The following is a 22597-nucleotide window of genomic DNA, read 5'->3' on the forward strand; positions in this document are numbered from 1 at the left end:
ACGTTTTTGTGATTTTAAAGTTATGTTTAAATTCATAAATGCAGGCTGTAATTTAATCCCGATTTTCTATTTTTGACAGGAAAGAACTTAATGGCCTTTTTTTTGTTCTATAAGCAACAATGGCAGGCCACTACGCGTTAGTCCTGCAGTATTCACTAATATTTTATATAAACACAACAACATGAAAAACCCCAATTTTTTAAATATTAAAAAATCAGCTTTGTTATTTTTTGCGGCCTTGTTTATGGCATTTTCTGTTTCCGCCCAGAGCAGTGAGGAAAAAAAAATAGGTGACGCAACAGTTGTACTTTCTGACTTCGCAAAAATGAAAGAATCCATTCCTGCTGAATTATTAGAAGTCACCCAGGGAATTATTATTGTACCTAAACTGATCAATGCCGGTTTTGTAGTAGGTGGTAAACGGGGCAAAGGCGTTGCCATGGTAAAAAAAGCAGATGGCAGCTGGAGCAATCCGGTTTTTGTAACCATGACCGGTGGCAGCATTGGTTTTCAGATTGGCGTACAGGCTGTAGACCTGGTGCTGGTCTTTAAACACAGCAACAGTCTTACGGACATTAAAAAAAGTAGTTTTACCCTGGGAGGCGACCTTTCGGTAGCTGCAGGTCCGGTTGGTAGAAACTCTACCGCAAGTACCGATTATAAACTGGACGCAGAAGTTTACTCTTATTCCAGAAGTAAAGGTCTTTTTGCAGGGATTTCTTTAAATGGTGCGGCCCTTGCCATTGATGAAAAAGCCAATAAAGAATTGTATGGAAAAACCATGACGGCCAATGAAATTTTTAATGCACCAAATAGTTCTTCGGCTGTGATTAAAGAATTAAAATCGACTTTGTCCGGAATGAAATAAACAAATGATACCGCATAAAAAAGGCCCTTATTGATAAGGGCCTTTTTTATGCGGTATCTATTTAATAATAAGCCAATAAGTTTTAAATCAATCCTATAAAAGGAGTTATTTTCAGGTAAACTTAACTGCTTCCCTATGATCAGAAAAAACATTTCCAAACTCTCTTTTATTGCTTTGCTCCTTTTGGCTTCAGCCGCATGTAGCAAAAAAGTAGACCTCCTTCCTGTTAAAAATGATACAGCTATTAAACCCGAAAGCCTCACCGTGGCTGCAGGGAGCGCAATGCTTGTTGAAAGCCTTACAGGCCCTATAACAGTCAATGAATTAAATGCTTTTAAAAATTATATCCAGACAAAAGTTTCGGCCCCACCGACCAATGACGGGAACATCTGGGTATATGGAAACTCCGGCAAACAACTGGAGGCTTGCGGACTGATGTATGATGCAACAAAAGATATGGCCATTCTTGACCGTATGATCTATCTGGCCGATGCAGCACTTGCAGGGCGCAACGACCTCGCTCCTGCAAATAAAGGTGGGCAGCGAATCCTATGGAGCGGCAATATAGAACCAGTATGGCCTTCTTCAGATGCAAGTGCCAGTCCGCAGGGAGCAGGTGTAGAACAGGGACAGATCTTATCTCACATGGTGTTTTGCTCGTTGTTGATTTTGCAGAATCCTTCTATCTGGAATAATCCTGTAGGTATTGGTGATCCTAATAATTTTGGGGCAACCTATAAAACCCGCGCATTAAAATACATCAATGAAGCCGACTACGTCATGGACACCTGGATCCTTCCACGTTTCATCAGGACTGCCGACCATAACCGGTATTATTTTCCAGGTGCACCTAACCCCTATAAACCCAATGATCCTGCTCCATGGAACCAAGCCTGGATGCTGACCAACGGTTTTGTCCGTCTGGTGCAATGTCATGTGCTTTTAGCAGATGATCCTGCCCGGGTTGCAAAATATGATGCCATTATCCAGCCTAACATTGACTGGTTTTTTGCCAACCTTAAATCCGTTACCTCAAAGTCGGGCAGTCCATGTTTTACCTGGGCTTATGCCTACCCCAGCGGAATGGAAGACACCAATCATTTCGCCTACGATGCAGAAGGGCTTTGGATCGCCTACAACAGCGGACGTTATGGCTTGAGCAAAGCCAAAGTACTACCCTTTGCAAATACCTATTTTGATGTGGTACTGGCTACAGTGACCAATGGCCTTTATGCAGGACGTGTAGATGGGACAACAGGTACCGGCCATGCAGCAGGGGATAATTATGTCCGTGATGAATATATCTATTTAACAGAATTCAGACCTGACAAATTCCTGGATGTAGGTAACATTGAAATCAGTAAAAATAAAATAGCTTCTTCGCCGCAGATTACAGCCAGGCTGCTTTGGGAAAAAAGCAGAAGAAATTAATTTTAAACAAAAAGGAGGCGTACACACCTCCTTTTTGTTTTTTAGAAAACTTATTTTTTAGGGTCATTTTTTTCCTCCCCTTTTACTTTCAGTCTCTTCGCATCTTTAAGACTTTTATGCAGCATCCACTCCAGCTGACCATTAACACTACGAAATTCATCAGCAGCCCATTTCTCAATAGCCTTCATTGTTTCTGCGTCAATTCTTAATGCGAATGATTTTTTTTCAGCCATTCTTATTGATTTAATGTTCCTGTATTGATTACAGGTTTTGTTTCGCTATCCCCACAAAGCACCACCATCAGGTTGCTCACCATTGTGGCTTTCCGGTCTTCATCAAAAGTAATGATGTCTTTATCAGATAACATTTTCAATGCGCTTTCCACCATTCCCACAGCACCTTCTACAATTTTATGCCGGGCCGCAACAACAGCAGAAGCCTGCTGGCGCCTCAACATAGAATGCGCAATTTCCGGTGCATAGGCCAGATAAGCGATCCTGGATTCTATCACTTCAATACCTGCAATTTCAAGCCTTTCTGCCAGTTCCTGTTCCAGGGCACGGTTTACATCATCAAAATTCGTACTCAGGGTAACTGTTGCCGTTTCATCTTCGAAATGATCATAAGGAAAAGAACCTGCCAGTTTTCTTACTGCTGAGTCCGTTTGTATTTTAATAAAAGCACTATAATTGTCTACTTCAAAGGCAACCTTAAAGGTATCCTTTACCCTCCAGACCAAAATCACACTGATCAGGATCGGGTTTCCCATTTTATCATTTACCTTAATTTTTTCGCTTTCGAAATTTCTGGCCCTGAGCGAATAGGTAAAGCGGCTGTATAAGGGATTGATCCAAAACAAACCGTTTTGTTTGACACTGCCCCGGTATTTTCCAAACAGCAGCAAGACTTTGGAGCTATTGGGGCTCACAATGATCAGTCCTTTGGCACAGATGACAAAAACAAGCCCGCAAACGATGATCAAGCCAACGTTTTGCAGAATAATACCATAAGCAAGTACCAGAACAGACAGGATTAAAATGACCACTGTAAGGTATCCGTTAAAGGGGTTAACACTCTTTTCTTCTTTCATAAATATAGTATTTAATTGATATTAAATTGATATCATAAATATAAAGAATATTAAGGCACAAAAACAAGCCTCTGCTAATAAATATTTTTACGGATCTTCATCAGGACCAGGCCAGTTATAATAAAGGGTATACTTAAAATTTGCCCCATGTTTAACCACATCCCCGATTCGAAAGCAGACTGGTCTTCTTTCAGAAACTCAATACCAAGTCTGAAAGAAAAAATCAGGACCAGCACCAGGCCAAAATAAAATCCTTTACCTTTTACAAAATGCTTCATCAGTTTGTAACACAACAGAAAAATAAAAAGATAAGCCAGCGCCTCATACAGCTGTGCCGGATGCCTGGGGATCATGTCGTCTTTTTCAAAAACAAAAGCCCAGCCCAGACTGCTTGGTTTTCCAATAATTTCAGAATTCATCAGGTTCCCTATACGGATAAAAAAGCCGGCAAGTGGGACCACCAATGCAATCTGGTCCAAAAGAAACCAGATGTTTATTTTAAACTTCCTGCTGAACAGCAGCAAACTCAGCATAATTCCAATCCCGCCCCCATGGCTCGCCAAACCGTGATAGCCTGTAATGCGGAAGGGATGAAATGAAACCGGGAGAATGATTTCCAGTGGATGTTTTGAAAAGTACTCAAAGTCATAAAAAAGACAATGCCCCAGCCTTGCGCCCACAAGTGTCCCCAGAAAAACATAAACCGTCAGTTGGTCCAGCAATAAGAGATCGACCCCATAATGACTGAATTGTTTTTTAAGAACCACATAGCTGGAAATAAAAGCCAGAAGGAAGCAGAGTGAATAATACTGTAGCTGAAAAAACCCCAGGTCTACAAGTGTAGGGTCTGGATTCCATAAAATATATGCCGGGCTCATAAATTAAAAATTAGTTTATGCAACAAAGTTACATTAATAATTGAGACTGATTATTTCCTATCCAAAATAGACGAATTTAGGATAAGACGTTAAAATGTTAATAAATGTATTCTAAAAAAACCAACTCATTAATGTAAATTTGCATAGAAACCTCTACATACCCGGTATAATTTTTTTTAAATAACATCAGGCCCATTAGAAAATGAGTGGTAAGAAAAAAAACACTGACCTTATCACATTATAAATCTGGTCTTTAAAACCTGAATATACCATGAAATCCAATTTCCGGAAAAAGAAATTCCCATTCTGCTGTAACTGATTTTAATTCTGTTCATCTAAAATGGGCTTTCAGCTGTTTAAGCGTTAAACATTCTAAAAAACGAGGCATAATGAACTTACTGCCATTTGAAAATATATATTATAAAACTAAATTAAAAGCAGAGGAGGTGATCTGCAGGTTAAACGAACACGTAGGCCCCGAAAAACCATTGCTAAGTTCCATTCTGGTCACGGGTTCCGATAAACCTTATGAAGGAGAGATTTACGGAAAACAATTTCAGATCAGAAGGATCATTAATTACAGGAATTCTTTTCTGCCCAGAATAAGCGGCGTTGTCAAAGAAGAAGCAGGGGAAACACAGATCTTTGTTAAAATGAGGCTTCACCTTTTTGTAATGGTCTTTTTATCGGTATTCTGTGTTTTTCTTATTGGAATTTCCGTACTGATCTTTTGCAAAGAAGACGGAGTGATTTTTCCCTGGACCCTGGTTCCCATTGCCATGCTCCTGTTTGCTTTCACAATGACCGTTGGTTGTTTTAAGGTCGAGAGCAAAAGATCAAAAAAGGATTTGAAGGAAATATTTGAAGCGGAAACTGAAGGGTAAATACCTTCAACAGGTTTCTGCTGTCCCTACAATTGTAAGGGCAGCAGAAACCTGATTTATTTTTTCTTTCCCTTACGGATTAGCTCCAGGATCTTATCGTAAATCGCTGTATTTTGATACACACCTGTAAACTGCCGGGACCCGGGCCCGTAAGCAAATACAGGAACCGGAACATTTGTATGGTCATTAGTAGAAAATGTACCATACACATAACCCGTTTGTTCATCACAATCCAGTAAAGATAATCCTCCGGTTTCATGATCTGCAGTTACCACAACCAGGGTGTGCTGGTCTTTTTCTGCAAACCTTAAAGCAGCTGCCACTGCTTTATCGAAATCCAGAAGTTCTGTAACGGCATAAGGCAAATCATTGGCATGGCCGCCATAATCAATCTGGGCTCCTTCTGCCATAATAAAAAAACCTTCTTTATTTTTGTCCAGTACAGCCATTGTGTGCTCAAGACTTCTACTCAGCCAATCTGTTCTTCCGTCTTTTATGGGCCTGGTTTCCGCATCCGGAAGCAAGACCAGTTGCTTAGGGCTATTGTCTTTTTGAAAAGCGGGAATATCGTTACTGATCCGGTAGCCTTTATTTTTAATTTTGTTCAGCAGGTCCTTATCTATGGTGTTTTTATAAAAATTTCCAGCTCCCGAACCGATCAGAATGTCAACTTTTCCCGACAGAAAGTCTGCAGCAATTGCATGAAGACGATTTCTATCTGGCTGATGGGCATAAAAAACCGCGGGGGTAGCATCACAAACATCACCAGTACTGATGATCCCCGATTTCAATCCAAAAGCATACAGGGTATCGGCCAGGCTGCTTAACCTTTTGCCCTTGGGATCTAAACCGACATAACCATTGTTTGTTTTTGCTCCGGTTGCAAAGGCGGTCCCTCCTGCCGCAGAATCTGTATTGCCGGAATTGGCCGCCTCTGTTCTTGCCAGTCCGTTAACGGGCATAGCAATCATGCTCAGCTGTCCATGATTTGCAGACAGACCAGCCTTAACCTGGCTTAAACCCATGCCATCACCAATCAGCAGGATTACATTCCGGACAGCATGGTCTTCTGTTTTGATGTCCATGGAAGGTTTAAATACAGGTATGGCCTGTTGCATCTGAAATTTGTTGCTGCCTTTTTGCCGGTAGTAATCCTGTACTTTTTCAGGCAAGTCTGTATTCAGCCAGTCTACTCCAAACTTCTCCAGTACAATCCAGGTATTGGGACTGTCATTGCTGGCCCAAAAACGAAAGGGTTTGCCTTTAGCGTGGGCCTGGTCAATCACGGTCTTCATCCGTCCCGCGTCTTCGTGGTTTGGAACCCCTTTACCATTCCATTTAGAGTAATTTTTCAAATCGTCACTGATCATGGCGATGCGTTTCAATGCCGAGCTGCTATACGTGGTGTAAGGGCGTCCGTCAAATTGTAAAATGGGGTCAAAACGATCAAAATCGCTCGGTTTAGGCATATCTCCGCTAATTACCAGCTGGATGGCATCTGGGTTGTTCAAGGTATTAAACAATTCCCGATAAGGTTGTATTTCTTTGAGCAAGCTGGGAATTACCTGCAAATGGTTCTCTTTAATGTCAATAACCAGTTGCAACTTTTTCAGAGGATCTGCAAAAGCATGTCCCTTGTTTTCTTTATACAGTTTAGCAAGAGGTTCTATGTAGTTTTTTAACAGCGTCTTTTCAGGGCGGATTTCGGTACTGTCATGGGCCACATATAAAGCGCCCTGTTTAAGAAAAACATCTGCTTCTATAGACTGCATCCCTGCAAAATAAGCCCTGAAAAAGGGGATATCTTGTTTGTAGTCGTTGTGGCTATGCCCTTTACTTTGTTGCAAGACCGTCTTTTTTGGACTGTACATCAGACTGTCTATTTTGGGATTCAGCTCTTGTGCGTAAGAAAAAGAAACGCCAAGCCATAGAGCTGCTGCTAAAAATGTAATTTTTTTCATGCTATGGAATAAAAAAACAGGCGCGCACTGCCTCTGGCAGCGCACGCCTGTTTAAAAATAAATACGAATTTACCAGCCCTCATTTTGAGTAATCACATGATTGCTGTTGTCAATTTCACGTTGAGGCACCGCCCAAACGCCATGTACAGTAGGGTTAAAAGCTCTGGCCGGCCAGATCACATCGCCCACAGAGTTGTGTAAAGGTTTTGCATAAATGGCCTGTGCATCTCCCCATCTGACCAGGTCACGGTGACGGTCTGCCCATTCTCCTGCCAGTTCATTGCGGCGTTCCCTTTTCAGATCATTCATGTCCATCCCCGCTTTAGGGCTTAATCCGGCACGCAGCCTGATTTTATTGAGTTCATTGTCTCCTGCACCTGCACCACTGAGCATAATGGCCGCTTCAGCTTTAATCAGCAGCACTTCTGCATAACGCATCAAGGGCACGTTCAGGTCAGTCGTTCCATTGTCTCCATTCGGATTTACATGCGTCGGAATCGGACTGTCATAAGAAAAAGGTTCCATGTATTTTTTGAACTGATAGTCAGAAGTTGCCCCACCATCCTTTGTAAAAAGACGTTCTTTTCCAAAATACATAAATTTATCACCCGGCTTTAAAATAGTCGCCTCTCTCCGCTGATCGCCCGGTTCATAAGAATCATATAATTCTTTTGTCGGCAAATAATATCCCCAGCCATTGTATAAGTTCCAACCCTTATTGGTCAACATTACCCCTGGCAGTTTACTTCCCCATCCTGTTCCACCTCCGTTAGGTGTACACACCACCGACCAGATGTATTCTTTTGACCAGTTGCTGGCTGCCTTAAACACATCCGCAAACCCGGTATTGATCAAATCGTGTTTACCAGAACTGATCACCATATCTGCATATTTCTGCGCATTGGCATAATCCTTTTTATACAGATAAACTTTAGACAGGTAAGACCAGGCTGCTGTTTTGTGTGCCTTCCCGTAATCTACAGGTTTCATATCTGTAAAATAAGGAAGGTTATCTGCAGCCTTTAAAAAGAGCTGGGCAATATAATCGTAGTTTTCATTTACATTTTTAGCCCTTGGGGTAGGAACTGTAGGATCCGTTTCAGGGGTTACAATTGGAACACCGGCCTTTTCGTTTCCATAATTGGCAGCCAACTGAAAATACACCAAACCTGCGTTGAAATAAGCATCTCCAATAATTTGTTTTTTAACCTGCTCATCCATGGCAATGGAAGGCACATATTTAACAATATCGTTTGCCCGCTTAATAACGGCGTACCGCATAGACCATTGTGATTCTGTATATCCACCGCCTATATAATTGCTGTTAAAATTTTTGATGTTATCTGCCTCGGGTTTGTTACGTCCGGTAACCATATCATCACTTGCATTGATAAACCAAAACATCCCGCGGCCATAAAAATCTTCTTCATTATATTTTTCATAAAGTGAAGCTTCTGCCTTTATTGCATCTTCCTTGGTTTTCCAAAAGTTGCTGCTGGAGGGACCACCCTCGGGTGTTAAGTCCAGTTGTTTGGTACATGAACTGAGTAAGGCAAAAACTGCGACACCTGTATATTTTAAAATTTTGTTCATCTGATTCTCTTTATTGTTTTCAAAAAATTATAAATTGACACTAAGGCCCAGCATAAAACTTCTTGCCTGAGGATAACGGCCCACATCCAATCCGTAATTGTCCATTCCAATTTCCGGATCAAAACCTGAATATTTTGTGATGGTAAACAGGTTATTGGAAGTTGCATAGATTCTTACCGCGCCCACTTTCATTTTATTGGTCACTGAAACTGGCAGGGTATATCCGATGGTCACATTTCTTAACCGCAGGTACGAACCGCTTTCTACATAAAAATCTGAGGCATTGAAGTTTCCGTTCGCATCTGAAGTAGAGATGATCGGAACTTTTCCATTAGGGTTTTCCGGTGACCAGGCATCTAAAATGCCTGTCAGTTTATTGTACGAAGGGCCACTGGCGCTATAGGTTGTTCTTTTTACCGCATTAAACAGCTTGTTGCCATATACACCTTGTGCAAAAATATTCAGATCGAAATTTTTATAATTTGCATTAAAGCTTAAACCGTAAGAAAAATTAGGATAAGCACTGCCGGCAAAATACCTGTCTTTTGCATCAATTGAACCGCTGTCATCTAAATCGGCAAATTTAAAATCACCCGGTTTGGCATTAGGCTGGATTTTCTGGCCTTTTGAATTTTTATAATTGTCTACCTCGGCCTGGCTTTTAAATATGCCTTCTGTTTTCAGCACATAATAACTGTACAAAGGCTGTCCAACCTGGACAAACAATGGTGCCAACTCATTTCTGAAGTTTTTAGAAATGGCAATCGTTTCCAACCCGGGTGCCAGTTCTATAACTTTATTATTGATTTTGGTCAGCGTGGCATTAACAGAATAATTGAATGCATGATCGCGGTCGCTATTATAAGTCAGTCCAAGCTCTATCCCCCTGTCCCGGACCAGTCCGGCATTAACCGTTTGTGTTTTTAATCCGGAAGTACTTGGTAAAGGCCGGGTCAGGATCATTTTGTCTGTATTTTTCACAAAATAATCTGCAACCAAGGTTAACCTGTTTTTAAGGATACTCAGGTCCAAGCCAATATTGGTTTGTTTAGATTGTGCCCAGGTTAAGTTTTTGTTCTCCAGTACACCTTGGGCATAGCCATTTTGCAATACTGGATTTTGTCCCCAGTACACCTGGGTGCGGTCAAGCAAAGGGCTTACATCGGTCGGTTGCAGCGCCGCCAGGTTTCCAAGTAAACCATAACTGCCCCTAAGTTTAAGTTCACTTAACCAGCTTTGATCTTTCAGGAAATTTTCCTTGCTGAGTACCCAGCCACCGGATACAGAATAATAATTTCTGAAGCGGTTCTCTTTAGTCAGCAAGGAAGATCCGTCCCGGCGTCCGATCAGGGAAAGGAGGTACTTTTCCTGATAACTGTAATTAGCCCTTACAAACAAAGAAGATAAAGCCGTTGCTGTTAAATAGCTATAGGCTGGCTGGAAACTATTGGCGTTAACCAGGTAGCGGTACTGAGGAGATTCATCATCAAAACCATTGCCTATGGAAGATAGCCCTCTTGTGGTCGTTTTCTGAAAAGAATAGCCTCCGGTAAAATCCAGCTGGTGCAAGCCTATTGTGGTTTTATACGAAAGGATCTGTTCTGCCAGTAAATCGTTTGAACGGTCACTTTTTTCTTCCAGACTGTTGGTCAGTACAGGTTTACCCACTTCAGGGCGTTTTGGCGTAAAGTTTTTATAATAGTTAAAGGTTTTGCTCACACTAAAATTAGAACGGAACGTTAAGCCTTTGGCCAGGTTAATGACCGCATAAGGGTTAACCACCAGCACATTGGAAGGGCTGCTGATGTCAATTCTTTTCAAGTCGGCCACAGGATTAATGATATCTCCGTAATCTCCTGCATAATCACCTCCCGGCAAACCGGCAAAAGAACCATTTGGGTTGTAGGGTGTTCCGTTGGAAGGATAGTAAATGGCCGAAAGTAAAGCTCCTGTATAATCACTGCTGGTATTGGCCCCGTTTCCATTGGTATTGCTAAAAGACAGGTTCTCCCCTATTTTTAACCAGGGCGTCAGCTGGTGATCGGAATTGATCCTGAAATTATAGCGCTGGGTTTGCGTATTCAACACAATCCCTTCTGCTTTACGGTAATTAAAGCTCAGGTAAAAATTCGATTTCTCAGAGCCGCCGCTGATGCTTGTACTGTAGTCCTGCAACAAACCGGTTCTGAATACCTCATCCATCCAGTTGGTCCTGGTGATCTGTCCATCGGGGTACTTTGCAGGATCAAAAGCGGGAAGAATCGCTGTGTTTCCATTTTTTGCTGCAACAGCCGCCACCCAGGCCCTTTGTGCTGCATCCAAAGGCTTTAGTTTTTTCCAGGCATTTTGCACACCTACCTTTGCATCAAAGGAGATCTGCAGTTTACCACTTTTACCTTTTTTGGTTGTAATGAGTACAACTCCCCCTGAGGCCCTCGCTCCATAGATTGCTGAAGCGCCGTCTTTTAAAATGGAAATAGATTCTATATCATTCGGATTCAGCTGCGGGGCAGCCGGTGAAAATGATCCGTCTACATTTTTTTGGGTAATCCCCGAAAAAATAGTCCCGTCTATAACGTACAGCACGCTTTCTCCGTTAATCCCTCCGGCACCTCTGATGTTAATCCGTGGTGCGGCTGTAGGGTCTCCTCCTTCATTGGTGACAATAACCCCGGGCGATTTTCCGGCCAGGACCTCTCCAACACTGTTTACAGAACGTGAAGACAATTTATCCAGGGAAACAATACCCACAGCCCCTGTAAGTGTCGCTTTCTTTTGCGTACCATAACCCACCACTACCACTTCGCTCAGCAGGGATTTATCTTCCATTAAAGTAACATTGACGACCTGGTCATCACTGACTTTCACCTGCTTGGTTTTATAGCCCACCATAGAAAAGGAAAGCACGGCATCCTCCCCTACAGAAATACTGTATTTTCCGTTGACATCGGTCGTGGTTGTTTTACCTGTTCCGATCACCTTTACCGATACACCCGGCATCACCAGTCCTGTAGAATCTTTTACCACACCCCCTATAATGCGTTCTGCTTTTTTTGGCGCAGGTGGAATGTTTTTAAGAATAATATAATCTCCTTTTTCCAGACAGCTGAAACCTAATTTTTTAAGTACTGCTTCAACCTTTTCGTTTTTAAAAGATTCATTATTCAGCAATTTTTTTTCGGAAAGCATATCCGGATTGTACACAAAATGCAGGCCTGTACTCGCCTCAATAGCTTTCAATACCTGTACTGCCGGACGTCCTTTGCTGAGCTTCAGGTTAACCGTACTTTTTTCCAGTTTTTGCGCCATTGTCGGCGAGGCGAGCAGGGCCCCGCAAAAGGTACAAAGTATTGAAAAAGTTAACAATGAATATTTCATGGCTTTATAAAGAGCTGGTAACCTCTTATATGAGGATTGTTTCATATATTTATTCGTTTTTTAAAATAGTTCTTGTTTTAAAATTAGCCTGGCTGCATAATTGGCGTTAGAAGCCGGCCCTAAATTTACCGGCGCTGATCTGATCAGTGCCGGTTTATCACCTTAAGATTATACTGTCATTTTTTATATACATTAAAAGTTTTAGGATCTTCTGTTTTGCTGAACCGTAAATGATGCAGACTACAAATGATGTCCAGGATCTCTTCCGGTTTTTGTTTGGTATTAAATATTGCGGTACATTTTAAGTTTCTGACCGCGGGTGCGGATAAATTAATGGTTATGTTGTAGGCATATTCCAGCTTGCGGAAAACCTCCTGCAGTTTAGTCCCCTCGAAAACCAGGTTTACATATACCGGTACCGGTGTATAACTGATGGCGGCATGTCTGTCTTTTTTGTCATAAACGATCTGCTGACCCTTAACCAATGTTCCAAACAACTGACGGGAATTTCCAACGGCAACCTTTCCTGTAGCGACAGCGATACTGATGTTTCGGCTGGACTGATAAGATTTAATACGAAAAGAGGTCCCCAAAACTTTAGTATACAAATCATTAGAGGTTTTCACAGTAAAAGGCCTTTTTTCATCGTGGGCAACAGTAAAAAAGGCCTCACCTTCCAGTAATTCAATAAGACGTTGCCCGTTCTTAAACTTTTCAGGGTACCGCAGCCGGGCAGAAGGTTCCAGTAAAATTACCGACCCGTCTGACAGCACCACTTTTTTCTTTTCACCTGCAGCGCTTGCAATGGTGATGAATTGATCTGCCGAAATACTTTGTTGTATATAGATCTTCCGGAAAAATATCCCTGCAGCTGCAACTATAAAAAGCATAGCAGCAATCCGCAATAAAGCAGGCCAGACCAAACGGACCGGTTGGGAACGTTCGGTCATGTGCGAACGGATATTTAAAAGTACATTTTCTTTAATCTTTGCTTTTTTGTCACTTCCTATCACAGAAGTATGCTCCTGATAGGAATTATACCACTGCTCTACCTGCGCAATTTCCGCAGGGCTTGCTTTCTGGTCTAAATATTTTTTCAGCAATACTTTTGCCTCTTCTTCTTTGGTCATCTGTATACATGTCCCTTCAAAAGAAGTTTGGTACTAACCAAAGTCGTTAAGCTTAAGTTAAGTTTAGGTTAACAAAATGCAGATTGCTAAAATCAGCAGATAAGAGAGTTTTTTCTTCAGCACTTTTAATGCGGATGAAATTTGGTTTTTGACTGTCTGTACTGACAAGTCCAGTTCTGCTGAAATTTCTTTTACAGATTTTTCCTGTTTCCTGCTCATGGAAAAAATCAATCGCATTTTTTCCGGAAGTTCGCCCAGGGCATCATCAATTTCTTTATGAAGATCTTTAAGAATTAAAGGGCTTTCGGCACAGGGCATCTTCTGATCCTGAAGCAACAAAGCAAAATCTTCCTGATGTTTTTCTTTAAGCGAGCAAGACCTGAAGTAATTGATCACCTTATATTTAACCGCCCCTTGAAAATAAGCAGCCAGGCTGCTTTCAATTTGCAGCCTTTCCCTGTTCTCCCAAAATGAAATAAATATCTCCTGGGTAATGTCCTGCGCAACCTGTTCATCCTTCACCCTTTTGTAAGTGCTGTCCAGCACCTGCTCCCAGTGGTTCTGGTAGATGAATTCCATGATGCGCCGATCACCATTTTTCAGTGCAAAAAGCAGCTGCGTTCCCGAAAGAGTAGAATTTGTTTCGATATGATTTTTTTGACAAATCTACCACGGGTATATTCCCTTAATATTAAGAAGCTGTTTAGAATTTATTAGACCTGAAGTCCTTTGAAAAATCGTTGTTTAAATCCAGAATTTAAAGTTCATATTTTTTTCTCAGTGCATCTCCAATCGCGTATGCATCTTTAATAACCGATGCAGGATAACCAAGAGAAGATAAGATGGCAATACCATTTTTGTTTTTCAGAATACCTGGCTTTATTTTATAATCAAAAATCAGTCTGGCATCAGATACTTTTTCTTCAAAAGAGTAGACTGCATACTCCTTGCCCAAAAGCTCGGCAAGTTCAAGGTCATGGGTAGAAACAAAAACAAAATTCCGGTGCTGTGCCAGATGTGAAAGTATTGCCTTTGCGGCAGCAACGCGTTCGATCGTATTTGTTCCCCTGAAGATTTCGTCAATGATGATCAGGCTTCCGCTACCGGACTGGCTTCTTTGCAAAATATCAAGTATGGACAAGGCCTCCGACTGAAAATAACTTTTATGCTCCTCCAGGTCGTCACTCATACGGATACTTGTAAAAATTTGCAATAAAGGTGCCTGGTAACTGCTGCTACAGGAGGTAAACAAGGTCTGGGACAGCAATGCATTAATTGCCATAGATCGGATAAAGGTGGTCTTGCCCGACATATTGGAGCCTGTGATCAGCACACCTTCTGCAGGGGGGACCAGAATGGAATTGGCCACGCAGTTTTCTACCAGCGGATGGTACAAGTCACGAATGTTTAATGCGGTTCCATCTGCAGTAAACTCGGGTTTGCAATACACAGGAAGACTTTCCCTAAGGGAGGCTACCGCAACAGCCATATCGGTTTTGCCTACAAAATTAAACAAGGCTTCTATATTTTCGCGTTGCTCATTGATCCGGTCAACCGAAACCAAAAACATAGCCGGTTCAATGACCAGTAATGTTTTGATCAGTTCAAGTATACCTGAAATCAGATCGCTTGGATCATTATTGGCATAGTTTTGAAAATTCACATAACTCAGTGAACGCTGAAGTGGCCCAAGTTGCGCTATACTTTTTATGATTTTGCCATTTGCAGTCCTTTCATTCAGTTTCAGCAATTTTTTACTCGTTTTCACCAAAACATAGAGCTGGGGCAGGGAATGAACATAACTTGAAATTTTTTTCTTGTTGCTGTAGTGCAGGTAAAAATTAAACAAGGTCAAACCAAGAGACAACAGGAACAGAAATTGGTTTTGTAAAACGACTGTAAGTACAAGGGAAATGATCCATATGGCCGCCGCCAGTTTAATGTACAAACGAAGTCCCCCGCTGTAAAGCGCGTTGTATTGTGTACTAAACAGTTCATGTATATAATAGGCATCCTTATGGGCAAGCTGGGCCAGTTCCATTTCAACCTTTTCCCTTAGTCCGGAATTGCCTGCAAATTCTTCCGCCTGGACATCCAGTTCTTTTAAGGCTATGGGGTCTTTATGGCCACTCCTCAACTGTTGATAAAGGTATTGTTCTCCGGGCCTGCTGTTGGTCCGGTCTGTAAAGGCAAAAACCTGATCCAAATCAATATCCTCGGCTATGGTATCTGACAGTGCATTTTTCTGACTGGAATTACAATAATTGTGATATGCATAAAGCTGTTTGGAATTCCAGCTTTTTTCCTCAGGTTTTCCCCATTTGCGCCGAATGTGCAATAATTTTTCTTCCTGTGCCCTTTTATTACCGTATAAAAGGTAAACGCCAACAAAAATCAGCAACAATACAATAAACAACAGGTAATACATATACAGGGTCTAATTAAGAGAAACTTAGTCAAAACTAAAAAAATATGGAGAACCTATTTAAACATCAGAAAGAAAAACATTTCAAAAATCAATAGATTTGGACATGAACCGATTTATTCTCCTTATGGCGGCTATGTTTCTCTTTCTGGATTCAACTGCGCAGAATCTGGACCGTTACGCCGACAGCATTCGAATCAAAAACCAGATTCCCGAACTTGCTTATGCTACTGTAACTTTATCGGGAATCAGTTCAGGGGTCATCGGATTTCATAGAAATGATCTTCAGAACAAAGAGACCAAAGCCAAATCATCAGATTATTTTCATCTGGGATCTAATACAAAGGCCATTACAGCTTTTATTGCTGCAAAACTGGTCCAGGACAAAAAAATACAATGGAAAACCAAAGTGTTCAGTTTATTTCCTGAATGGAAAAAAGAAAGTAAGCCGGTTTATTATACAATAACACTTGAGGACCTTTTATCGCACCGGGCAAAAGTAAGGCCTTTTACCGATGGGTCAGAGTTCAAACAGCTCCCTAAATTTACAGGGAACAAGGCCGAACAACGCAAACAATTTTCCAGAAACCTCCTTCACCTGGCACCGGTTTCACTTGCAGGTAAAACTTACAGTTATTCTAATGCAGGTTACAGCCTGGCTGCGGTAATGCTTGAAAAGGCGAGTGGAAAAACCTGGGAGCAACTTGTTGAGCAAACCCTTTCCGGGCAACTTAATTTAAATTACAAATTTGGCTGGCCTAATAAGTATGGTCCGGACCAACCCTGGGGGCATTGGATAGAAAAAAACACACTAAAGGCACTTCCGCCCTCCCTTGATTATGATCTGGCGCTGGCAGAACCTGCCGGGGACATCAGCATGCCGATTGCAGATTATGCCCGTTTTATACAGTATAATCTGGAAGGACTAAACGGAAAGTCTAATTTGCTGAAAGCGGAAGCTTATCGTTTTTTGCACTACGGCAAAAATGAATATGCGATGGGTTGGGCAAATGCCAATCTGAAAGGCAAACACCTTTCCCAGCACGCCGGATCAGCGGGTACTTTTTATTGTTACACCCTGGTCGACAAGGATAAAAAAGCAGCTTACATCGTTATGGCCAATACAGCCACACCAGAAGCCCAAAACGGCTTATTCGAATTACTCGGTACAATGAGAAAAAAGCAGGAACAGTCTTCCCGCTAATTTTCATCCTTCTTTTGTAAGCTACCTGTAAAACAAATTGTGAAAGGGGCCTGAATACTATAATGCATAGTACATTTGTCTCTATGGACATCCAGGAAATCAAAATAGAAACAAAAGCGCTTGAGGCTACTTTATCCTTTTACACAGAATTGCTGGGACTTGAACTGCTTTACAAAAGCAAAGAACACATTTGCATTTCGGTCGGGACTTCCGTACTGACTTTTATAAAATCAAAAGGCCCCGAACATCCGGTATACCATATTGCCTTTAACATTCCGCCCGGCCAGTTGCAACAGTCCATTGACTGGCTCCATGGCAAAGCAGATCTGCTTCCGGTAACTGAAAGCAATGTGGTCGCAGCTTTTGAAAACTGGAATGCAAATGCAGTATATTTTCTGGACAACAATGGCAACCTACTGGAATTTATCGCCAGGCATGATTTATCTATTGCCTCAGACGAGCCTTTTAGCGGCCATTCCATTCTTTGTATCAGTGAAATTGGAGTGGTCACAGAACAGGTTCCCCAACTGGCAAACCAGCTTATAAGCACTTATGAGCTACCCATTTTCTCCAAACAACCAAGGGCAGATAATTTTACCGCGCTGGGCGATGACAACGGGCTTTTGATTCTTGTAGAAAACCGCAGAAACTGGTTCCCGACTAAAATTCCTGCAGAAAAATTCCCCTTAAGTATACTCATTAGAGAGGGACTGCTGAGCCGGGAGCTTCTTTTTTGATTTCCGTAGTAAAATATGTGTTATAAATTCTTATGATGTTTTTTTTATGGTAGTTTTATATACCAAACAAAAAACTTCATGAAGAAAATTTTACTCCAGCTCATGTTGGTGTTTTTTGCTACCTCTGTATTTGCACAGCAAACCTATCCTGTCAATGGCTCTTATGACATTCGCCAGGGGACTTATGCATTGATCAATGCCACAATTGTAGTGAATGCCAACCAAACAATTTCAAATGGAACCCTTTTGATTAAAGGGCAAACCATACAATCTGCAGGAACCGGTATCTCCGTTCCTAAAGGCTATGTTGTCATAGACCTAAAAGGCAAATTCATTTACCCTTCTTTCGTTGACGCCTTTACCTCTTATGGTATAACCGAACCTGTACGCAACCCCGGAAGCGGTCAGCGTCAGTCGATTTTTGTTTCTACAAAAAAAGGTGCTTACGGCTGGAATGAGGCCATCAGACCAGAAACCCAGGTTAACGCTTTGTTTAATGCAGACCCTAAAAAAGCCGATGAACTGCGCAAGGCCGGTTTTGGAAGTGTCAATGTCATCAGCAGGGATGGTATTGCACGCGGCACCTCTGCTGCTGTCACATTGAGTGATGAACGGGAAAACAATACCATGCTCAATCCGCAGTCTGCGGCCAATTATTCTTTTAACAAAGGCAGTTCTCAGAATGATTACCCGACCTCTTTGATGGGTTCTATTGCATTGCTGCGCCAGACTTATTACGATGCCCAGTGGTACGGAAAACAAAAACAGGAATACAACATTTCCCTGGAAGAATTCAATAAACAACAAACCATTCCGCAAATATTCGAGGCAGATGGATGGCAGAATATTTTAAGGGCCGATAAAATTGGCAAAGAATTCGGCAAACAGTACGTGATCAAATCCAATGGGGATGAATACCAAAGGATCAATGAAGTAAAATCAACCGGGGCAAGCCTGATCATCCCGGTAAACTTTGTAAAGGCTTATGATGTAGAAGACACCGTAGAAGCCAGGAGCATTAGCCTTGCCCAAATGAAAGGCTGGGAAATGGCGCCCGCAAATCCTTCCATATTGGAAAAAGCTGGAATTAAGTTTGCCCTGACCACTTTTGGATCCGAAAACCTGAAAGATTTCTGGACCAATCTCCGGACTGCCATAGACTACGGCCTCACAGAAAAACAAGCCCTATTGTCCATGACGGAAATTCCGGCAACAATGATCGGAATTGCAGATAAAGTAGGTAGCCTGGAAAAAGGCAAACTCGCCAATTTTATTATTACTTCTGATAGTCTTTTCAAAAAAAACAGCAACATTGAAGAAAACTGGGTACAAGGCAAGCGCTTTATTACCTTTAAAAAAGAGGCACAGGGAAAAGACACTGTAGCTACTGCACTGGCTAAAAAAGCGGAACCCAGAAAAGCCCAGACTTTAGGACCTGTTATTTATCCTTTTACCTCTTTTGGCACCGCAAGTCCTTTAAAACAGGAAAGTGTTTTGTTAAAAAATGCGACTGTCTGGACCAACGAGAAAGAAGGCATTCTGCAAAATGCTGATGTATTGCTGGAAAACGGAAAAATTAAAGCCATTGGCAAAAACCTAAGTGCTGGAAATGCAAAGGTTATCGATGCGACTGGTAAACACATTACTGCGGGAATTATTGACGAGCATTCTCATATTGCTATAGCAGGGGGCGTTAATGAAGGTGCACAATCCTCTTCTGCTGAAGTACGCATCACCGATGTGGTCAATTCAGAAGATGTCAATATTTACCGTCAGCTTGCTGGTGGGGTCACCACATCACATCTGCTGCATGGTTCTGCCAACCCGGTTGGCGGACAATCCCAACTCATCAAACTACGCTGGGGAAAATCTCCGGAAGAACTGAAATTTGGTGGAAATGACGGCTTTATTAAGTTTGCATTGGGCGAGAATGTCAAACAAAGTAATTTTGGCACCGGTGCCCGTTTCCCAGTAACAAGGATGGGGGTCGAACAATCTTTTGTAGACGAATTTACAAGGGCAAAAGAATATAAGGCTGCTTTATTAAAAAAGGACAATAATGTACGCAGAGACCTGGAGTTGGACGCGATTGTTGAGATCCTGGACAATAAACGCTTTATTACCTGCCACTCTTATGTACAATCAGAGATCAATATGCTCATTAAGGTAGCAGATAGTCTTGGATTTAAAATCAACACTTTTACCCATATTCTGGAAGGTTATAAAGTGGCCGATAAAATGAAAGCACACGGCATTAACGGTTCCACTTTCTCCGACTGGTGGGCTTACAAAATGGAAGTTGCCGAGGCCATTCCCTACAACGGAAAAATTATGCACAATGTTGGTATAACGACCGCCTTTAATTCAGATGATGCCGAAATGGCCAGAAGGTTAAATCAGGAAGCGGGAAAAGCAACTTTGTATGGTGAGGTACCAGAAGAGGATGCCTTAAAATTTGTGACTTTAAACCCGGCCAAAATGCTGCATATAGACAACCGCGTAGGGAGTCTTAAAGCTGGAAAAGATGCCGATGTGGTCATCTGGTCCGACAACCCTTTATCCATTTATGCCAAAGCAGAGAAAACCTTTGTGGATGGCATTGCTTATTGGGACATAGACCGTGATGCTCAAATCAGAAAAGATCAGAAATCTGAGCGCAACCGTCTGATCCAGAAAATGCAGGACAATAAGAAAAAAGGTGCGAAAACCCAGCGCCCGCAAGCGGATGCCCCAAGGATCTATAACTGCGAAACACTGGAAGATTATTCTCTTGAACTTAATGAACTGGAAAGGACACACACTCATGAATAAATATATTTTCACCCTGCTGATCTCTGCACTGGGATTAAGGGTTTTTGCACAGGCGAACATTTCTCCTGCAGGTCCTCAGGACAAAAAAACCGTTATTATGGGTGCAAAGTTGCACATCGGTAACGGACAAGTGATTGAAAATGGTTATCTGATTTTCGACAAGGGTAAAATTACGGGTGTTGGAGATGCAACCACAGTCCGCTTTGACTTTAGCGGCTCTACCGTTATTAACGCCAATGGAAAACAGGTTTATCCTGGCTTTATTGCCCCGGTCACCAATCTGGGACTTGCAGAATATGAATCGGTAAAAGCGACGTTGGACTTTGCCGAAATAGGCACATTTAATCCGCACATCAGATCATTGGTTGCTTACAACACCGATTCTAAAGTGCCCGCTACCCTAAGGAGTAATGGCGTCTTAATGGCCCAGATCACCCCGCAAGGTGGTACAATTTCCGGAAGTTCTTCGGTTGTACAACTCGATGCCTGGAACTGGGAAGACGCGGCTTTGAGAAAAGACGATGCACAGCATTTAAACTGGCCGGTTACGCCTAAACCAAGACCGGGTTTTGGATCAAGGGCAGCTGTTTCAGAAGAACTGCTTAAAGAACGTACTCAGAAAATCCTTTTTGAACTTGACCAGCTTTTTGCAGAAGCAAAGGCTTATGCAGAGACAGAGAAACCTGCCGTGATCAATACCCGTCTTGCGGCCATGAAACATTTGTTTGACGGACAGCAAAAACTATTCATCAGTGCAGATGCACAAAAGGACATTACTGCAGCCATCAATTTTGCAAAAAAATACGGCATTACACCCGTACTGGTTGGCGGGGAAGAAGCCTACCTGATGATCCCTTTTTTAAAGGAAAACAATATTTCTGTCGTTGTTAAACAACCACATGCCCTGCCCAATTCGGTCGATGATGACGTAAACCTGCCTTATAAAAATGCAGGAATACTTGCCAATGCCGGGATTAATGTTGTGGTAAGTATTGACGGTTACTGGCAACAAAGAAACCTTCCATTTATGGCAGGTACTGTGGCAGCCTGGGGCTTGGATAAAGAAAAAGCTTTACAAACCATTACGCTGAATACGGCAAAAGTATTGGGAATCGACAAAAGCACAGGAAGCCTGGAAAATGGTAAAGATGCTACCTTTTTTATATCTGCCGGAGATGCACTGGACATGAAGGGCAATCGTGTGGAGCAAGCCTTTATTCAGGGCAGGTCCATCAATCTGGACAATTTACACAAACAACTGGATAAAAAATTCAGTGCCAAATACGCTTCAGAAAAGAAGTAACAAAACGCTTTAAACTCCCCTGTTAAATAAGACAATTGTTGTATTTAACGGGGGAGTTTTTTTTATGCACAGTCTGTAATTCCCTGAAAAAACGAACACCTGCTTTTGCTTTAAGGGATAACGATACTTTTACGCTCTACAGTATGTGCGCTGAAAAAGCCAAGGGCACCGCCGCTGATGTTACTTAAGGGATTGGCAGATGCTGCTCCCCCACCCGAACCATCGGCATTCAAAAGGCCATATAAATAGGTATACACGGCCGCATCAATACAATGCATCTCAGCCGTTAAACGATCTCCCTTTATGATATCTTCACTATGGTCCTGATTATAGGGGGCAAATACCAGATAAGAACTGATTTCCTGGCCGGAACTGAATTCATCATTGAACACCTTATACTGACGCTGAAGTTTGTCGTTAATGAACTGCTGAAACCAGTAATAGTTTTTTATCCCATCTATATCCCGGAACCTGATTTGAGGGGTAACTCTGGAAGGTTTGTAATCAGAAGCCTGCAAGGTAAAATCAAGAAAAGGGACAGGCTGGGGCATGGTACTTGACGCGCTAAAATTTTCCCCAGAAACAACCACCAGCAGTTTATAGGTATCTCCTGGAACGCCTTTTAACTGGCTTTGCTCATAAACTCCTTTACTGCCTTCTGTAAGGTTATAGGTAATTCCATTATGTTCAATTTGCACCAAAGCACCACTCACCGGATTCAGCTGGTTATTGTCTTTAAAGATTTTTGTCTGACTGATGATTACCTTACAAGATCCGCTTTCATTAGAAAGCCCCCCTTCAATAACATATTTAAAAACAGGCTCTGAGGGATTAAAAGTAATGTTCTTTTCACAAGAGGCGAACAATGTTAAAACCAGCAGGAAGCAGAAGATCCGTTTCATAG

General features: G+C 42.0%; 17 protein-coding genes. 7 read left to right on the top strand and 10 right to left on the bottom strand.

The window, feature by feature from the left end:
• Positions 1-181: 181 nt before the first annotated feature.
• Both B0O44_RS14285 and B0O44_RS14290 read left to right on the top strand, forming a co-directional pair.
• Positions 182-868: a lipid-binding SYLF domain-containing protein gene (locus tag B0O44_RS14285; RefSeq protein ID WP_245943662.1), complete on the top strand. Its 687-nt coding sequence runs from the start codon at positions 182-184 to the stop codon at positions 866-868.
• Positions 869-1003: 135 nt separating this feature from the next.
• The gene (locus B0O44_RS14290) at positions 1004-2299 is read left to right on the top strand and encodes an alpha-1,2-mannosidase (RefSeq protein WP_245943663.1); all 1296 of its coding nucleotides are present in this window, start codon (positions 1004-1006) and stop codon (positions 2297-2299) included.
• 50 nt (positions 2300-2349) lie between these two features.
• On the opposite strand, the gene B0O44_RS14295 is transcribed toward B0O44_RS14290, so the two are convergent.
• The 3 genes from B0O44_RS14295 to lgt all read right to left on the bottom strand — a co-directional run bounded on the left by B0O44_RS14295 (position 2350) and on the right by lgt (position 4267).
• A complete protein-coding gene (locus B0O44_RS14295; RefSeq protein WP_110831697.1) occupies positions 2350-2532 on the bottom strand; it encodes an Arc family DNA binding domain-containing protein in 183 nt (60 codons plus the stop codon).
• A gap of 2 nt (positions 2533-2534) precedes the next feature.
• Positions 2535-3389, bottom strand: a complete 855-nt coding sequence (locus B0O44_RS14300) for an SPFH domain-containing protein (protein WP_110831699.1) — start codon at positions 3387-3389, stop codon at positions 2535-2537.
• A gap of 74 nt (positions 3390-3463) precedes the next feature.
• Complete coding sequence (lgt, locus tag B0O44_RS14305; RefSeq protein WP_110831701.1) at positions 3464-4267, bottom strand: prolipoprotein diacylglyceryl transferase; 804 nt, start codon at positions 4265-4267, stop codon at positions 3464-3466.
• A gap of 389 nt (positions 4268-4656) precedes the next feature.
• On the opposite strand from lgt, the gene B0O44_RS14310 reads away from it, so the two are divergent.
• Positions 4657-5151, top strand: coding sequence for a hypothetical protein (locus B0O44_RS14310; RefSeq protein ID WP_110831703.1), 495 nt, complete (start codon positions 4657-4659; stop codon positions 5149-5151).
• 56 nt (positions 5152-5207) lie between these two features.
• Here B0O44_RS14310 and B0O44_RS14315 read toward each other — a convergent pair whose 3' ends face one another.
• From B0O44_RS14315 to B0O44_RS14340, 6 genes are all read right to left on the bottom strand, one after another.
• Positions 5208-7112 carry an alkaline phosphatase gene (locus B0O44_RS14315; RefSeq protein ID WP_110831705.1) on the bottom strand — a complete coding sequence of 635 codons (1905 nt, stop codon included), beginning with the start codon at positions 7110-7112 and terminating at the stop codon, positions 5208-5210.
• Positions 7113-7181: 69 nt separating this feature from the next.
• Positions 7182-8705 (bottom strand): RagB/SusD family nutrient uptake outer membrane protein, encoded by a 1524-nt coding sequence (locus B0O44_RS14320; RefSeq protein WP_110831708.1) that lies wholly within the window; start codon positions 8703-8705, stop codon positions 7182-7184.
• A gap of 27 nt (positions 8706-8732) precedes the next feature.
• A complete protein-coding gene (locus tag B0O44_RS14325; protein WP_245943664.1) occupies positions 8733-12083 on the bottom strand; it encodes a SusC/RagA family TonB-linked outer membrane protein in 3351 nt (1116 codons plus the stop codon).
• 176 nt (positions 12084-12259) lie between these two features.
• On the bottom strand, positions 12260-13213 hold the full coding sequence (locus B0O44_RS14330) for a FecR family protein (protein WP_110831711.1): 954 nt from the start codon (positions 13211-13213) through the stop codon (positions 12260-12262).
• A gap of 63 nt (positions 13214-13276) precedes the next feature.
• On the bottom strand, positions 13277-13792 hold the full coding sequence (locus B0O44_RS14335; RefSeq protein ID WP_110831714.1) for an RNA polymerase sigma-70 factor: 516 nt from the start codon (positions 13790-13792) through the stop codon (positions 13277-13279).
• 178 nt (positions 13793-13970) lie between these two features.
• The gene (locus tag B0O44_RS14340; protein WP_110831717.1) at positions 13971-15641 is read right to left on the bottom strand and encodes a MutS-related protein; all 1671 of its coding nucleotides are present in this window, start codon (positions 15639-15641) and stop codon (positions 13971-13973) included.
• Between the two features lie 103 nt (positions 15642-15744).
• Here B0O44_RS14340 and B0O44_RS14345 point away from each other — a divergent pair, with 103 nt between their 5' ends.
• The 4 genes from B0O44_RS14345 (at position 15745) to B0O44_RS14360 (ending at position 21693) form a co-directional block, all read left to right on the top strand.
• On the top strand, positions 15745-16842 hold the full coding sequence (locus B0O44_RS14345) for a serine hydrolase domain-containing protein (protein ID WP_245943665.1): 1098 nt from the start codon (positions 15745-15747) through the stop codon (positions 16840-16842).
• Between the two features lie 62 nt (positions 16843-16904).
• A complete protein-coding gene (locus tag B0O44_RS14350; RefSeq protein ID WP_110831722.1) occupies positions 16905-17579 on the top strand; it encodes a VOC family protein in 675 nt (224 codons plus the stop codon).
• A 78-nt stretch (positions 17580-17657) separates the two neighbouring features.
• Positions 17658-20390, top strand: a complete 2733-nt coding sequence (locus B0O44_RS14355) for an amidohydrolase family protein (protein ID WP_110831725.1) — start codon at positions 17658-17660, stop codon at positions 20388-20390.
• The gene (locus B0O44_RS14360; protein ID WP_110831727.1) at positions 20383-21693 is read left to right on the top strand and encodes an amidohydrolase family protein; all 1311 of its coding nucleotides are present in this window, start codon (positions 20383-20385) and stop codon (positions 21691-21693) included. Before B0O44_RS14355 ends, B0O44_RS14360 begins: the two co-directional genes overlap by 8 nt.
• Before the next feature lie 110 nt (positions 21694-21803).
• On the opposite strand, the gene B0O44_RS14365 is transcribed toward B0O44_RS14360, so the two are convergent.
• Positions 21804-22595 carry a DUF4249 family protein gene (locus B0O44_RS14365; protein WP_110831730.1) on the bottom strand — a complete coding sequence of 264 codons (792 nt, stop codon included), beginning with the start codon at positions 22593-22595 and terminating at the stop codon, positions 21804-21806.
• Positions 22596-22597 lie beyond the last annotated feature (2 nt).

Source organism: Pedobacter nutrimenti, assembly GCF_003208655.1.
Lineage (GTDB): Bacteria > Bacteroidota > Bacteroidia > Sphingobacteriales > Sphingobacteriaceae > Pedobacter > Pedobacter nutrimenti.

What these genes read in the sequence shown, in the direction of transcription:
- B0O44_RS14285 (WP_245943662.1), top strand. Translation starts at nt 182, where the DNA reads ATGAAAAACCCCAATTTTTTAAATATTAAAAAATCAGCTTTGTTATTT.
- B0O44_RS14290 (WP_245943663.1), top strand. Translation starts at nt 1,004, where the DNA reads ATGATCAGAAAAAACATTTCCAAACTCTCTTTTATTGCTTTGCTCCTT.
- B0O44_RS14295 (WP_110831697.1), bottom strand. Translation starts at nt 2,532, where the DNA reads ATGGCTGAAAAAAAATCATTCGCATTAAGAATTGACGCAGAAACAATG.
- B0O44_RS14300 (WP_110831699.1), bottom strand. Translation starts at nt 3,389, where the DNA reads ATGAAAGAAGAAAAGAGTGTTAACCCCTTTAACGGATACCTTACAGTG.
- lgt (WP_110831701.1), bottom strand. Translation starts at nt 4,267, where the DNA reads ATGAGCCCGGCATATATTTTATGGAATCCAGACCCTACACTTGTAGAC.
- B0O44_RS14310 (WP_110831703.1), top strand. Translation starts at nt 4,657, where the DNA reads ATGAACTTACTGCCATTTGAAAATATATATTATAAAACTAAATTAAAA.
- B0O44_RS14315 (WP_110831705.1), bottom strand. Translation starts at nt 7,112, where the DNA reads ATGAAAAAAATTACATTTTTAGCAGCAGCTCTATGGCTTGGCGTTTCT.
- B0O44_RS14320 (WP_110831708.1), bottom strand. Translation starts at nt 8,705, where the DNA reads ATGAACAAAATTTTAAAATATACAGGTGTCGCAGTTTTTGCCTTACTC.
- B0O44_RS14325 (WP_245943664.1), bottom strand. Translation starts at nt 12,083, where the DNA reads ATGAAATATTCATTGTTAACTTTTTCAATACTTTGTACCTTTTGCGGG.
- B0O44_RS14330 (WP_110831711.1), bottom strand. Translation starts at nt 13,213, where the DNA reads ATGACCAAAGAAGAAGAGGCAAAAGTATTGCTGAAAAAATATTTAGAC.
- B0O44_RS14335 (WP_110831714.1), bottom strand. Translation starts at nt 13,792, where the DNA reads ATGGAATTCATCTACCAGAACCACTGGGAGCAGGTGCTGGACAGCACT.
- B0O44_RS14340 (WP_110831717.1), bottom strand. Translation starts at nt 15,641, where the DNA reads ATGTATTACCTGTTGTTTATTGTATTGTTGCTGATTTTTGTTGGCGTT.
- B0O44_RS14345 (WP_245943665.1), top strand. Translation starts at nt 15,745, where the DNA reads ATGAACCGATTTATTCTCCTTATGGCGGCTATGTTTCTCTTTCTGGAT.
- B0O44_RS14350 (WP_110831722.1), top strand. Translation starts at nt 16,905, where the DNA reads ATGCATAGTACATTTGTCTCTATGGACATCCAGGAAATCAAAATAGAA.
- B0O44_RS14355 (WP_110831725.1), top strand. Translation starts at nt 17,658, where the DNA reads ATGAAGAAAATTTTACTCCAGCTCATGTTGGTGTTTTTTGCTACCTCT.
- B0O44_RS14360 (WP_110831727.1), top strand. Translation starts at nt 20,383, where the DNA reads ATGAATAAATATATTTTCACCCTGCTGATCTCTGCACTGGGATTAAGG.
- B0O44_RS14365 (WP_110831730.1), bottom strand. Translation starts at nt 22,595, where the DNA reads ATGAAACGGATCTTCTGCTTCCTGCTGGTTTTAACATTGTTCGCCTCT.